Consider the following 13157-nt stretch of genomic DNA (forward strand, 5'->3'; position numbering starts at 1 on the left):
CAACAGGGGTTGAAAATGAAGAAGCTGATCATCGCACTCGCCGCGTCGGCCGCCGTTCTCGGTGGCATGTCGGGCGCCGCTCAGGCGCAGGAAAAGACCAAGGTATGTTTCATCTACGTGGGTCCGAAGACCGACGGCGGCTGGACGCAGGCCCATGATATCGGCCGTCAGGCGCTGGAAAAGGCGCTCGGCGACAAGATCGAGACCGCTTTCCTCGAAAACGTGCCGGAAGGCCCGGATGCCGAGCGCGCCATCGAGCGTATGGCCCGTTCGAACTGCGCGATGATCTATACGACCTCGTTCGGCTTCATGGACGCCACCGTCAAGGTTGCGGCAAAATTCCCGAAGGTGAAGTTCGAGCACGCCACCGGCTTCAAGGCTTCGGAAAACGTCGCGACCTACAACTCGCGCTTCTACGAAGGCCGTTACATCCAGGGCCAGATCGCTGCAAAGATGTCGAAGAAGGGCCTTGCCGGCTACATCGCCTCCTTCCCGATCCCGGAAGTCGTCATGGGTATCAACGCTTTTGAACTCGGCGCGAAGTCGGTCAACCCGGATTTCAAGATCAAGGTCGTATGGGCCAACACCTGGGCTGACCCGGGCAAGGAAGCCGATGCCGCCAAGGCGCTGGTCGACCAGGGCGTCGACATCCTGACCCAGCACACCGACACGACCGCACCGATCCAGGTTGCTGCCGAGCGCGGCATCATGGCCTTCGGTCAGGCGTCCGACATGATTGCGGCCGGCCCGAAGACGCAGCTGACGGCGATCGTCGACACCTGGGGTCCGTATTACATCAAGCGCACCAAGGCAGCGCTCGACGGTACCTGGAAGTCGGAACAGATCTGGGACGGACTGAAGGACGGCATTCTCACCATGGCGCCCTACACCAACATGCCGGACGACGTGAAGGCGATGGCCGAAGAGACCGAAGCCAAGATCAAGTCGGGTGAACTGCATCCGTTCACCGGCCCGATCAAGAAGCAGGACGGCTCGGAATGGCTGAAGGCCGGTGAAAAGGCCGAGGATGGCGTTCTGCTCGGCATGAATTTCTACGTCGAAGGCGTGGACGACAAGCTGCCGAAGTGAGGCGATTTGGTCGGCTTTGAGCCGGTGATATGACGAACTGTGAAAAGGGCACGCCGCAAGGGGTGCCCTTTTTGTTTTTGCCCGATAAAAGCCGTTCATAGCGTTTCAATCATCCTGCCGTTAAATAACGTCCAGGATTGACCCAAGGAGTTTCCACCGATGAGCCGCACATGTCTGGCCGTGATCCTCGCCGCAGGCGACAGCACCCGCATGAAATCGTCGATGTCGAAGGTACTGCATCCGGTCGCGGGTCGGCCGATGATTGCGCATGTGATGCAGGCTGTGGTCGGCGCCGGCATGGGCGATGCGGCGCTGGTTCTCGGACGTGACGCCGAAAAGGTCGAAAAGGCGGCGCAGATTGGCGGAATCACCACCTCCAGCTTTCTGCAGACGCAGCGGCTCGGCACCGGACATGCGGTGCTGGCGGCGCGTGACGCGATCGCCAAGGGTTATGACGATGTGGTCGTGGCTTATGGTGACGTACCGCTGATCACGCCAGCACCGTTCGCGGCCGCCCGCGAAAAACTGACCGAAGGCGCCGATATCGTCGTCATCGGTTTTCATACCGACAAGCCGACCGGCTACGGTCGTCTTCTGGTCGAGAACGGCGAACTCATCGCCATCCGTGAGGAGAAGGATGCCACTGACGAGGAGCGCAAGGTCACCTGGTGCAATAGCGGACTGATGGCGATCAATGGCGCCAAGGCTCTCGAACTGCTCGACAGGATCGACAACAAGAATGCCAAGGGCGAATATTACCTCACCGATCTCGTCGAGATCGCCCGCGCCGCCGGCGGCAAGGTCGTCGCCGTCGATGCGCCGGAAAGCGAACTGACCGGCTGCAACAACCGCGCCGAACTGGCCTATATCGAAAAACTCTGGCAGGAGCGTCGCCGCCACGAAATCATGGTCTCGGGCGTGACGATGATTGCCCCGGAAACGGTGTTTCTCTCCTTCGATACTGAGATCGGTCAGGATGCGCTGATCGAACCGAATGTCGTGTTCGGTCCGGGTGTCACCGTCGAGGGCGGCGCGATCATCCATGCGTTTTCGCATCTGGAAGGCGCCTATGTTGCCGCCGGTGCGACCGTCGGGCCATATGCACGCTTGCGTCCGGGCGCCAATCTCGGTGCAGGCTCAAAGGTCGGCAATTTCTGCGAGGTAAAGAAGGCTGAGATCGGCGAGGGCGCCAAGGTCAATCACCTGACCTATATCGGCGATGCCTTTGTCGGTGCGCATACCAATATCGGTGCCGGCACGATCACCTGTAACTATGACGGCGTGAACAAACACGAGACCCGTATCGGCGCGGATGCGTTCATCGGCTCCAACTCGTCGCTGGTGGCACCTGTCACGATCGGTGACGGTGCTTATGTTGCATCAGGCAGTGTCATTACCGAAGACGTGCCGTCTGATGCGCTGGCTTTTGGCCGGGCACGTCAGGACGTGAAACCGGATCGCGCAAAGGTCATTCGCGAGCGGGCGCTGGCACTCAAGAAGGCGCGCAGCGGCAAATAAACAAACCTGTCACGCTGAACAGATAAAAGGGAGTGCGGAATACCGCGCTCCCTTTCTTTTTAGGGCGTTTAAACTCGCTCTTTACGTGTTTCTAAATGTTAACGGTGGAGCGTTACGCTGCGACACCGAAAGTGACTGTCGGCCGGATTGCGTAAGTCACTGGATCGGCTAGGTATTCGCTCGGATCAAACAACTTAGGAAAAAGCGTACATGTGTGGAATTGTCGGGATCGTCGGAAAAGGACCTGTGGCAGAGCGTCTGGTCGATGCGCTGCGCAGGCTCGAATACCGCGGCTACGATTCGGCCGGTGTCGCCACCATCCATGACGGCGTGATGGATCGCCGCCGCGCCGAAGGCAAACTCTTCAACCTCGAAAAGACACTGGACGGCGAGCCGCTGCCGGGCAATATCGGCATCGCGCATACCCGTTGGGCCACGCATGGCGTGCCGAATGTGCCGAATGCACATCCGCATTTTGTCGATGGCGTCGCTGTCGTCCATAACGGCATCATTGAGAATTTTTCGGAACTGAAGGACGAACTGGTCGCCGAAGGCGCCGTGTTCGAAAGCGAAACCGATACGGAAGTCGTTGCGCATCTTCTGGCCAAATACACGCGCGAAGGCCTCGATCATCGCGCCGCCATGCTGAAGATGCTGAACCGCGTGCACGGCGCCTACGCGCTTGTCGTGATGTTCAAGGATGCACCGGACACGATCCTCTCTGCCCGCTTTGGACCGCCGCTGGCCATCGGTCACGGTCGCGGTGAAATGTTCCTCGGCTCGGATGCGATCGCGCTGTCGCCGTTTACCAACGAGATCACCTATCTGGTCGATGGCGACTTTGCCGTCATCACCCATGACAAGCTCGAAGTCACCGACTATTCCGGCAAGCCGGTGAAGCGCCAGAGCCAGATTTCGCAGGCGGCGGCCTATGTTGTCGACAAGGGCAACCACCGCCACTTCATGGAAAAGGAAATCTACGAGCAGCCGGAAATCATTTCGCATGCGCTTGGCCATTATGTCGATTTCGCTGCCAACGCACTGAAGCCGCAGGCCGGCACGATCGATTTCGCCAAGCTGTCGGGCCTTGCCATTTCCGCCTGCGGCACCGCCTATCTCGCCGGCCTCGTCGGCAAATACTGGTTCGAGCGTTATGCCCGCCTGCCGGTCGAAATCGATGTCGCTTCGGAATTCCGTTACCGCGAACTGCCTCTGTCGCCGACGCAGGCCGCTCTGTTCATTTCGCAGTCCGGCGAGACGGCCGATACGCTCGCTTCGCTGCGGTATGCCAAGGAGCAGGGACTGAAGATCGGCGCCATCGTCAACGTACAGGAATCGACCATCGCGCGTGAATCCGATGCTGTCTTCCCGATCCTGGCCGGCCCGGAAATCGGTGTTGCCTCCACCAAGGCATTCACCTGCCAGCTGGCGGTTCTGGCCTCGCTTGCCATCGGTGCTGCGCGCGCGCGTGGCACGATCGATGCTGCGGCTGAAAAGGAAATGATCGGCCATCTGATCGAGATGCCGCGCATCATGAGCCGTGTGCTCAATGCCGTGCAGCCGCAGATCGAGAGCCTGGCGCGCGATCTGTCGCGTTTCAAGGACGTGCTTTATCTCGGCCGCGGCACCAGCTATCCGCTGGCGCTCGAAGGCGCGCTGAAGCTCAAGGAAATTTCCTATATCCACGCCGAAGGTTATGCTGCCGGCGAGCTGAAGCATGGCCCGATCGCGCTGATCGACGAGCACATGCCCGTCATTGTCATTGCCCCTTACGACCGCTTTTTCGACAAGACCGTGTCGAACATGCAGGAAGTGGCGGCGCGCGGCGGCAAGATCATCTTCATCACCGACGAAAAGGGTGCAGCGGCCACCAAGCTGCCGACCATGGCGACCATCGTGCTGCCGGAAGTCGACGAAGTGATTTCGCCGATGATCTACGCCCTGCCGATCCAGTTGCTGGCCTACCACACGGCCGTCTTCATGGGCACGGATGTCGACCAGCCGCGCAATCTGGCAAAATCGGTGACGGTCGAGTGATTTTGCGGCCTGAGCAACCCGGCGATGTGGCGGCAATCGCCGCCGTCACTGCGGAGGCTTTCGCCGGTGCCCCTCACAGCGATGGCAGCGAGCCTGCCATCATCGACCGCCTGAGAGCTGCCGCTGCGCTGGCCGTGTCTCTGGTGGCGGTTGATGACGCTGCTGTCATTGGCCATATCGCCTTTTCACGAGTGCGTTTTTCCAGTGGTGAACCCGATTGGTATGCGCTCGGTCCCGTTTCGGTTCTGCCGAAACATCAAGGCCGGGGTGTCGGCGGTGATCTGATCCGTGATGGCTTGCAGGCGCTGAAGGCACGTGGCGCGGCCGGATGCGTGCTGCTTGGTGAGCCGGCTTACTACACGCGTTTCGGCTTCCTGAGCGGCGCTGGCCTCACCACTCCCGGTCTGCCTCCTGAATATTTGATGGCCTTGCCCTTGCGGGGGCAGGTGCCATCCGGCATTCTTTCCTTCCATGCCGCCTTTGGCGTCGACTCAGCATAAATTCAGGTTTTTATGACCGATCCCCTCGAAAAACTGTCGCTGGCCGGTCGGCTCAGAAATAATTTCCTCACAGGCCTGATCATCTGTGCTCCGCTGGCGATCACCATCTGGCTGACCTTCACCTTCATCGACTGGGCCGACAGCTGGGTAACGCCATACATCCCGCAGCGTTACGACCCACAATATTATTTCGACGTCACCATTCCAGGTACAGGTCTGCTGATCGCCGTCATCCTGATCACCATGATCGGATTTCTCGGCAAGAACCTGATCGGCCGCACGATCGTCAACTTTGGCGAGTCGGTGCTGCATCGCATGCCGCTGGTGCGCACCCTCTACAAAAGCCTCAAGCAGATTTTCGAGACCGTGCTGAAGGAACAGTCGACATCCTTCAAGAAATGCGGGCTGATTGAATTTCCGAGCCCCGGCAGCTGGGCGCTGGTGTTCATCGCCGGCGATGCGCAGGGCGAAATCGCTGCCAAGCTGAATGCGGATGGCGAGGAGATGGTGGGCGTGTTCCTGCCACCCACACCGGTTCCGACCGCCGGCTTTCTTATGTTCGTGCCAAAAAGCAAGATCGTCATGCTCGACATGACGCCGGAAGAGGGCGCGCGCCTGCTGATCTCCGGTGGCCTGATCGCACCGGACTGGGCGCCAAAAACGGCGGAAGTGCCGGTTCTGGCAGCCCCTATCCCGCCCGCAAAAACCTGATCGCCTCGTCGCGGCGGTGCAGGTACAACAGCACACGCATCGCCTCGCCGCGTTCGCTGGTGAGGTCCGGGTCTTTTTCCAACAGATAGCTCGCATCCTTGCGGGCGATTTCGAGAAGATCGGCATGCGCTTCGAGGCTGGCAAGCTTGAAACCGGGCGTGCCTGACTGGCGGGTGCCGAGCAGCTCGCCTTCGCCGCGCAGTTTCAGGTCTTCCTCGGCAATCAGAAACCCGTCCTCGCTGTCGCGCAGGATGGATAGACGAGCATGGCCGGTCTCGCTGAGCGGGCCCTTGTAAAGCAGAATGCAGGTGGAGGCATCGGCACCACGGCCGACGCGGCCGCGCAGCTGGTGCAGCTGGGCAAGACCGAAACGTTCGGCGTGTTCGATGACCATGATCGTTGCATCCGGCACATCGACGCCGACCTCGACCACGGTGGTGGCGACCAGAAGGCGGATTTCGCCACTTTTGAACGCCGCCATGACGGCATCCTTTTCCGCACCCGACATGCGGCCGTGCACGAGGCCGACATTTTTTTCGCCGAGTTCGCGGGCGAGGATGGCAAAGCGTTCTTCCGCAGACATCAGTTCCACCACATCGGATTCTTCCACCAGCGGGCAGATCCAGTACGCCTTCTTGCCTTCTGCAACGGCACTTCGCAGACGGCCGACAATGTCTCCCAGCCGTTCGGTCGGCACGGTCACGGTCTGGATCGGTTTGCGGCCTGCCGGTTTTTCCGTGAGTTTCGATACGTCCATGTCGCCAAAGGCGGCGAGCACCAGCGTGCGCGGAATTGGCGTTGCGGTCATCACCAACATATGCGGCGAGATGCCTTTCGACGTCAGCCGCAGGCGCTGGTGGACACCGAAACGATGCTGCTCATCCACCACCGCCAGCGCCAGGTTGTGGTAGCTGATCGTATCCTGAAACAGCGCATGCGTGCCGATGATGATCTGCGCCTCGCCGGATGCAATGCGTTCGCTGATCGCCTCGCGTTCCTTGCCCTTGGTGCGACCTGTCAGGATATCGACGGTGATACCGGCGGCATCCGCCAGTTTCGCAATCGTCGCAAAATGCTGGCGGGCAAGAATTTCGGTCGGTGCCATCAGCACCGCCTGACCGCCACTTTCGACGGCTGCCGCCATGGAGAGGAGCGCCACCAGCGTTTTGCCGGCACCGACATCGCCCTGCAACAGCCGCAGCATGCGGTCTTCGCCGGCCATATCCTTCAAGATGTCCTCGACGGCGCGTTTCTGGCTGGCGGTCATCGAAAAGGGCAGCGCGGCGATGATCTTTGCGGCGATATCGCCTTTTACCCGGATCGGCGTGCCCGGCACCTTTCGGATCTTCTGCCGGACCAGCGCCAGCGACACCTGACCGGCGAGAAATTCGTCATAGGCTAGACGACGACGCGCCGGTGCCTGCGGGTCAATATCGGCGGCATCACGCGGGTCGTGCAGATCTCGAAACGCATCCGAAACGGATGGAAAGGACTGACGCTGCGTGAGGTTGAGGTCGATCCATTCGGCAAGCTCTGGCAGGCGCGCGACGGCGTGTTCGATCGCCTTGCGCAGCGTTTTCGGCGACAGACCGGCGGTGAGCGGATAGACCGGCTCGACCAGCGGCAGATTTTCCGCCTCCGAAACCTTTACCATGAAATCCGGGTGGATCATCGAGGCGCGGCCGTTGAACCAGTCGACCTTGCCGCTGACCATCACCTGTTCGTCGATGGGCAGCGTCTTTTCCAGCCAGTTCCCCTTGGCGCGGAAAAAGGTCAGCGCCAGTTCGCCGGTCTCGTCATGGAGAAACACGCGATAGGGCTGGTTGGTGCGCGCCGGTGGCGGCATGTGTCGATCGACACGGCCTTCGATGGTGACGATGGTGCCCTGCGGCGCCAGCGCGATGCCCGGCCGGTTGCGGCGATCGATCAGCGAAAACGGCGCATGGAAGAGCAGATCGACCACACGGCAGTCGTCGGCATCCTCCCGACCGGTGACCTTGGCGATCATGTCGGCAAGTTTTGGTCCGACGCCGGCAAGCGCGGAAACAGGCGAAAATAGCGGATCAAGCACGGCGGGTCGCATGCCTTGTTACATGCGACGGAGAGGCCGAATTGGCAATGGGCCGAAATGCTTTATCGATGCATTTCAACGCCGCGATGGCGTGGCTGCGTTTGTTCAGATGTGAAACGCGCGCCCCTTACAGATGCACGCCGAGAAAATCGCGGACATCGCGTTCGATATCGACATGGATTTTGACCCGATCGACCGTTGGGGCATCTTCGCAGATAAGGGCGGCTTCTGCGCGCACCACTTCCGGGCAGGGATCGATGAAGACGAAATGGGCGCCTTCAACGACCGTTTCCTGCGGTCTCTTTGGCAGATTTCGGACCAATTCCAGCGCGTTGGGCGCGGCACGAAGGTAGGAATCGTCCTGTGGCCGCATCATCAGGATGGGCATTGTCAGCGCAGCAAGACCCGCCTGATCGAACAGCATGCCGAGGGGATCCATCAGAACGACTGCCTTGAGGCGAATATTCGTTTGGGGCAGGGCAGCGTCGTTTCTTGCTGCCGGCTGGGGAGGTCTGTCCCGCGCCTGTCCGCACGATCCGATGTCACTGCGCCCCTCGGTGGCGCAATAGGCGATGGCCTGCTGGAAATTCGGGTGGGCGCCAGCCAGAACGAGGGCTGTATATCCACCCGCGGAATAACCGATCATGCCGATCCGTTCCGCGTCGATAAACGGCGCAAAACGGGCATTCTGCAGGAACGCTTCCAATGCCGCCGTCGCCTGGCGCGGCCGAAGCGAAAGAACTTTTGGCTTATCTGCAAGACGCGGATGGCCGGCGGCGTCACCCACATGCAAAGGCGCGACGACAATATATCCCGCGCGGGCCAGCATGGCGGCAAGGTTGCGATGTGAAAGAGGCGTGCCGCCGCTGCCATGCGAAAACAGCACCACCGGAAAACGACGATCCTTTACCGGTGCAGCACCACGCGTCGCCGAAATCGTGAACGGGCCGGCCTGCCATGGTTCTTCCGCGACGGATGTCGGATACCAGATAAACATGTCGAATGCGCCCTCTGCCGTCTCCACCGGCAGTCGGGAAAAACCGGCGGCATAGGATGGCTGCCCGGACAGGTTTTGTGCGCCACACACGGACGCGAGGAACAGCAAAGGCAGCGCAACAAGAATGGCGAAACGCCGCATGAATACCTCCCAGAAGATGACAGAGAAACACATTAATATGATTATTTGTCACAAATAGAATGCCGCTTTGCAACTTTGAATGCGCGATAAACTCCATCCAAGGGCGCGGATTTGGCGAGGCCGCGTCAGAAGCGCCATCATTCGGCAGGTTTTGCCGAAAAACCGGTTTCCACCGCTCCAAGGCTTGCTCTATAGAGGGCACGCAACAAAGGTTTCGGACATGACTGGACTGACGCGCACCAGCGCAGACCTCGACCCGCGCCGCAGGCGCATCCTCTATCGCTGCTGGCATCGCGGTATCCGCGAGATGGATCTCGTCTTCGGGCAGTTCGCTGAAGAGCAGATTTCCGCGCTGACGGACGAAGAACTCGACGCATTCGAGATCATCATGACCGAGGAAGATGCGGACCTGAACAGCTGGATCACAGGCGCCGTTCCGGTTCCGGAACGATATCGCACGCCGCTCTTCGAACGTCTTGCCTCCTATCGTCCGGATTTCGATCTGGTGACCCGCGAAAGCCTGAATGCAAAGGGTGATGCCTTCCGATGATTTCCGGTTTCGATGCGAAGAAGATTGCCGCCGGTTCGACGCCGCTGATCATTGGCAATGTGCCGACCGGTATCGAGCCGCTGCTGCTGGCCGAAATGGCGCGCGCCGGTCAGCCGGTCGCCTATGTGATCTCCGACGGCCAGCGCATGGCCGATCTGGAACAAATGCTGGGTTTCGTCGCGCCGGAAATTCCGGTCCTGACGCTGCCTGCCTGGGACTGTCTGCCTTATGACCGCGTGTCGCCGAGCGCCGATACGTCGGCGCGTCGTCTGGCGGCCCTTTCCGGCCTGATCGCGCATGCAAAAAAGCAGCATCCGGCTATCGTCCTCGTCACCGTCAATGCGATGATGCAGAAGATCGCGCCGGCGGATGTGATCGAAAGCCTCGCCTTTTCGGCAAAACCCGGCAACCAGATCCGCATGGACGACATTGCCGCCCGCCTTGAGCGCAATGGTTTCGACCGTGTGTCGACCGTGCGCGAAGTCGGCGAGTTTGCGGTGCGCGGCGGTATTCTCGACGTTTTTGTTCCGGGTACGGAAGAGCCGGTGCGCCTCGACTTCTTTGGCGACACGCTGGAAACGATCCGCAGTTTTGATCCGGCCAGCCAGCGCACGACGGGACAGGAGCGTTCGCTCGATCTCAACCCGATGAGCGAAGTGACGCTGACGCCCGATACGATCAGCCGCTTCCGCAAGAACTACCTGTCGCTGTTCGGCGCAGCCAACCGGGACGATGCGCTCTATCAGGCCGTCTCCGAAGGCCGGCGATATGCGGGCATGGAACACTGGCTGCCGCTGTTCTACGACCGTCTGGAAACCGCATTCGATTATCTGCGGGGTTTTCGTATCGTCACCGACCATACGGCACGGGAAGCTGCGGCCGAACGCTCCAAGCTGGTGATCGATTATTTTGAGGCGCGGCGCGACAGCGGCATTCAGGGCAAAGGCAAGGGGGCGGCCATGCAGGCCGCACCCTACAAACCCGTTTCGCCGGGGCAGCTTTATCTTGACGGCAAAAGCTTTGCGGCAGGTCTCGACGAGGCCGGTGCGATCCGCCTGACGCCGTTCAACGAGATGGATTCCGAAGGCCGCAAGGTTCTTTCGCTCGACGCCCATGCCGGTCCGCGCTGGGCAAAAACCCAGGCCGAGACGCAATCGGAAACGCCGGAACGCGACGCCGATAGCGAGGCTGGGCGCGTCAACGTTTTCGATCTGGTCGTCAAGCATATCGCCGACAAGCGCGCCGAAGGCGACAAGGTGCTGATTACCGGCTGGTCTGCCGGTTCGCTCGACCGCCTGTTGCAGGTGTTGGACGAGCGTGGCCTGAAGCGTATTCGCCAGATCGAAAAGCTCGACGATCTCAAGAAGCTGGAGAAAGGCGAGGCGGCTGCGGCCGTGATGAGCCTCGAAGCGGGTTTCGAGACGGGCGATCTCGTCGTCATCGGCGAGCAGGATATTCTGGGCGACCGCATGGTGCGCCGTGGCAAGCGCCGCAAGCGTGGAGCGGAGTTCCTCACCGAAGTGGCTGGCCTCGATGAAGGTTCGCTGGTCGTGCATGCCGAGCATGGTATCGGCCGGTTCGTCGGGCTTGTGACGATCGAGGCGGCAGGTGCGCCGCGCGCTTGCCTTGAACTGCATTATGCCGATGCGGCAAAACTGTTCCTGCCGGTGGAAAACATCGACATCCTGTCACGCTACGGTTCGGATGCGGCGGAAGCGCAGCTCGACAAGCTCGGCGGCGGCGCATGGCAGGCCCGCAAGGCCAAGCTGAAAAAGCGCCTGCTCGACATGGCCGATGCGCTGATCCGCATCGCCGCCACCCGCATCACGCGGCGTGCGCCGGTTCTGGCGACGCCGGAAGGACTGTATGACGAATTTGCCGCGCGTTTTCCTTATGACGAGACCGAGGATCAGGCCGGCGCCATCGATTCCGTGCGCGAGGATCTCGCCGCCGGTCGGCCGATGGATCGCCTCGTCTGCGGTGACGTCGGTTTCGGCAAGACCGAAGTGGCGCTGCGCGCCGCCTTCTTCGCTGCAATGAATGGTGCGCAGGTGGCGGTCGTGGTGCCGACCACGCTGCTCGCCCGCCAGCATTACCGCACCTTTACCGAACGTTTCCGTGGTCTGCCGATCAAGCTGGCGCAGGCGTCGCGTCTCGTGACGGCCAAGGAGCTGGCACAGACCAAGAAGGATGTTGCCGACGGCAAGGTCGATATCGTCGTCGGCACGCATGCGCTGCTGGGCACCGGCATCCAGTTCGCCAATCTGGCGCTTCTCATTATCGATGAGGAGCAGCATTTTGGCGTCAAACACAAGGAACGTCTGAAGGAGCTGAAGAGCGACGTGCATGTGCTGACGCTGTCGGCAACGCCGATCCCGCGCACGCTTCAGCTTGCCATGACCGGTGTGCGCGAACTGTCACTGATCACCACGCCGCCGGTGGACCGCATGGCGGTCAGAACCTTCATCTCGCCCTTCGACCCGCTGGTCATCCGCGAAACCTTGATGCGCGAGCATTATCGTGGGGGGCAGAGTTTCTATGTCTGCCCGCGTCTGGCCGACCTGCCGGAAATCGAAGCGTTTTTGCGCTCCGACGTGCCGGAACTCAAGGTGGCGGTTGCCCATGGCCAGATGGCGGCCGGTGATCTCGAAGACATCATGAATGCCTTCTACGACGGCAAATATGATGTGCTTCTGTCGACCACGATCGTCGAATCCGGCCTGGATGTACCGACCGCCAACACGCTGATCGTGCATCGGGCCGACATGTTCGGTCTCGCCCAGCTTTACCAGCTGCGTGGCCGTGTCGGTCGCTCCAAGGTGCGCGCATTCGCGCTGTTCACGCTACCGGTCAACAAGCAGCTCACCACGATGGCCGAACGTCGTCTCAAGGTTCTGCAGTCGCTCGACACGCTTGGCGCCGGTTTCCAGCTGGCGAGCCACGATCTCGATATTCGCGGCGCCGGCAATCTGCTCGGCGAGGAACAGTCGGGTCATATCAAGGAAGTCGGTTTCGAGCTTTACCAGCAGATGCTGGAGGAGGCTGTGGCCGAAGTGAAGGGTGACGACGAGATCACCGATACCGGCTGGTCGCCGCAGATTTCCGTCGGCATCACCGTGATGATCCCGGAAGATTATGTGCCCGACCTGCATCTGCGCATGGGCCTCTATCGCCGCCTCGGCGAACTGACGGAGCTTGCCGAAATCGACGGTTTCGGCGCCGAAATGGTCGATCGTTTCGGGCCTATGCCGAAGGAGGTGCAGAACCTCCTCAAGGTCGTTTACATCAAGTCGCTGTGCCGCAAGGCCAATGTCGAAAAGGTGGATGCCGGGCCGAAGGGCATCGTGCTGCAGTTCCGCGACAAGCAGTTCCCGAACCCGGCCAATCTCGTCGGTTTCATCGCCAAGCAGGGCACGATGGCCAAGATCCGGCCGGACCACAGCGTGTTCCTGACCCGCGACCTGCCCACGCCGGAAAAACGGCTGGTGACCGCTGCCCAGGTGATGGGCCAGATGGCCGAACTGGCCAAGGCATAAAAAATCC

At 60.7% G+C, this 13157-nt stretch carries 9 protein-coding genes; 7 read left to right on the forward strand and 2 right to left on the reverse strand.

Annotation, left to right across the window (positions count from 1 at the left end; all coding sequences use genetic code 11):
- The first annotated feature begins 15 nt into the window (after positions 1-15).
- The 5 genes from EDF70_RS06365 (at position 16) to EDF70_RS06385 (ending at position 5855) form a co-directional block, all read left to right on the forward strand.
- Positions 16-1089 carry a BMP family ABC transporter substrate-binding protein gene (locus EDF70_RS06365; protein ID WP_132272445.1) on the forward strand — a complete coding sequence of 358 codons (1074 nt, stop codon included), beginning with the start codon at positions 16-18 and terminating at the stop codon, positions 1087-1089.
- Between the two features lie 159 nt (positions 1090-1248).
- A complete protein-coding gene (glmU, locus tag EDF70_RS06370) occupies positions 1249-2607 on the forward strand; it encodes a bifunctional UDP-N-acetylglucosamine diphosphorylase/glucosamine-1-phosphate N-acetyltransferase GlmU (protein WP_132272446.1) in 1359 nt (452 codons plus the stop codon).
- A 210-nt stretch (positions 2608-2817) separates the two neighbouring features.
- Entirely contained in the window at positions 2818-4644 is a 1827-nt protein-coding gene (gene glmS, locus EDF70_RS06375; RefSeq protein ID WP_132272447.1) for a glutamine--fructose-6-phosphate transaminase (isomerizing), read from the forward strand.
- Complete coding sequence (locus EDF70_RS06380) at positions 4641-5144, forward strand: N-acetyltransferase (protein WP_132272448.1); 504 nt, start codon at positions 4641-4643, stop codon at positions 5142-5144. Before glmS ends, EDF70_RS06380 begins: the two co-directional genes overlap by 4 nt.
- A gap of 12 nt (positions 5145-5156) precedes the next feature.
- Entirely contained in the window at positions 5157-5855 is a 699-nt protein-coding gene (locus tag EDF70_RS06385; protein WP_132272449.1) for a DUF502 domain-containing protein, read from the forward strand.
- Here the strand turns inward: EDF70_RS06385 and recG are convergent.
- Together recG and EDF70_RS06395 are read right to left on the reverse strand one after the other, a co-directional pair.
- Complete coding sequence (gene recG, locus EDF70_RS06390; RefSeq protein WP_132272450.1) at positions 5833-7938, reverse strand: ATP-dependent DNA helicase RecG; 2106 nt, start codon at positions 7936-7938, stop codon at positions 5833-5835. The two genes, EDF70_RS06385 and recG, sit on opposite strands and share 23 nt — an antisense overlap.
- Positions 7939-8053: 115 nt before the next feature.
- Positions 8054-9064: a dienelactone hydrolase family protein gene (locus EDF70_RS06395; protein WP_132272451.1), complete on the reverse strand. Its 1011-nt coding sequence runs from the start codon at positions 9062-9064 to the stop codon at positions 8054-8056.
- A 220-nt stretch (positions 9065-9284) separates the two neighbouring features.
- Between EDF70_RS06395 and EDF70_RS06400 the strand changes: the two genes are divergently transcribed.
- The gene (locus tag EDF70_RS06400; RefSeq protein ID WP_132272452.1) at positions 9285-9614 is read left to right on the forward strand and encodes a succinate dehydrogenase assembly factor 2; all 330 of its coding nucleotides are present in this window, start codon (positions 9285-9287) and stop codon (positions 9612-9614) included.
- Positions 9611-13150, forward strand: a complete 3540-nt coding sequence (gene mfd, locus EDF70_RS06405; protein WP_132272453.1) for a transcription-repair coupling factor — start codon at positions 9611-9613, stop codon at positions 13148-13150. Before EDF70_RS06400 ends, mfd begins: the two co-directional genes overlap by 4 nt.
- The last annotated feature ends 7 nt before the right edge of the window (positions 13151-13157 follow it).

The organism is Neorhizobium sp. JUb45, assembly GCF_004343585.1.
GTDB lineage: Bacteria > Pseudomonadota > Alphaproteobacteria > Rhizobiales > Rhizobiaceae > Neorhizobium.

What these genes read in the sequence shown, in the direction of transcription:
- EDF70_RS06365 (WP_132272445.1), top strand. Translation starts at nt 16, where the DNA reads ATGAAGAAGCTGATCATCGCACTCGCCGCGTCGGCCGCCGTTCTCGGT.
- glmU (WP_132272446.1), top strand. Translation starts at nt 1,249, where the DNA reads ATGAGCCGCACATGTCTGGCCGTGATCCTCGCCGCAGGCGACAGCACC.
- glmS (WP_132272447.1), top strand. Translation starts at nt 2,818, where the DNA reads ATGTGTGGAATTGTCGGGATCGTCGGAAAAGGACCTGTGGCAGAGCGT.
- EDF70_RS06385 (WP_132272449.1), top strand. Translation starts at nt 5,157, where the DNA reads ATGACCGATCCCCTCGAAAAACTGTCGCTGGCCGGTCGGCTCAGAAAT.
- recG (WP_132272450.1), bottom strand. Translation starts at nt 7,938, where the DNA reads ATGCGACCCGCCGTGCTTGATCCGCTATTTTCGCCTGTTTCCGCGCTT.
- EDF70_RS06395 (WP_132272451.1), bottom strand. Translation starts at nt 9,064, where the DNA reads ATGCGGCGTTTCGCCATTCTTGTTGCGCTGCCTTTGCTGTTCCTCGCG.
- EDF70_RS06400 (WP_132272452.1), top strand. Translation starts at nt 9,285, where the DNA reads ATGACTGGACTGACGCGCACCAGCGCAGACCTCGACCCGCGCCGCAGG.
- mfd (WP_132272453.1), top strand. Translation starts at nt 9,611, where the DNA reads ATGATTTCCGGTTTCGATGCGAAGAAGATTGCCGCCGGTTCGACGCCG.